Origin of the sequence: Streptomyces monashensis (genome assembly GCF_001866665.1) — a bacterium.
Taxonomy (GTDB): Bacteria; Actinomycetota; Actinomycetes; order Streptomycetales; family Streptomycetaceae; genus Streptomyces; species Streptomyces monashensis.
This window is the reverse complement of the sequence record NZ_MLYO01000151.1, coordinates 1-587: the sequence shown is the minus strand read 5'-3', so window position 1 is coordinate 587 and position 587 is coordinate 1. Positions and strand designations below refer to the sequence as shown.

Here is a 587-nt window from a genome sequence, read left to right as displayed (position 1 = left end):
CGCCCTCGCCGACGCCGGACTCTCCCCCGCCGACATCGGCTACGTCGAGGCCCACGGCACAGCCACCGCGATGGGCGACCCCATCGAGATCCAGGCCCTGCAAGAGGTCTTCACCACCGACCGCGACGAACCCTGCGCGATCGGATCCGTCAAGTCCAACATCGGCCACACCGACGTGGCCGCAGGCCTGGCAGGACTCGTCAAGGCAGCCCTCTGCGTCTACCACGGCGAACTGGTACCCACCGTCAACTTCCACCGCGTCAACCCCGAACTCGGCCTGGACCCGGCAGTCCTGCGCATCAGCGCCGACACCCGGACATGGACGGGCCCCCGACGCGCCGGCGTCTCCTCCTTCGGCATCGGAGGCACCAACGCACACATGGTGCTCGAACAACCACCACAGCCCACCCCCCAGCCGACCGCACACCCCGCCCCGACACACGGCACGGCACCGGTCGTCCTCTCCGGACGAACCCCCCAGGCACTACGGGACCAGGCCCGCCAGTGGGCCCACTGGCTCACCCGGCACCCCGACACCACCCTCACCGACCTCGCCTGGACCACCACCCGCCACCGCCAGCACTTCG

Annotated in this window: 1 protein-coding gene; it reads left to right on the top strand. The window is 70.5% G+C overall.

What is annotated here, in order from left to right; all coding sequences use genetic code 11:
* On the top strand, nucleotides 1-587 hold a 587-nt coding region (locus tag BIV23_RS44775; RefSeq protein WP_143079264.1), incomplete at both ends, for a ketoacyl-synthetase C-terminal extension domain-containing protein.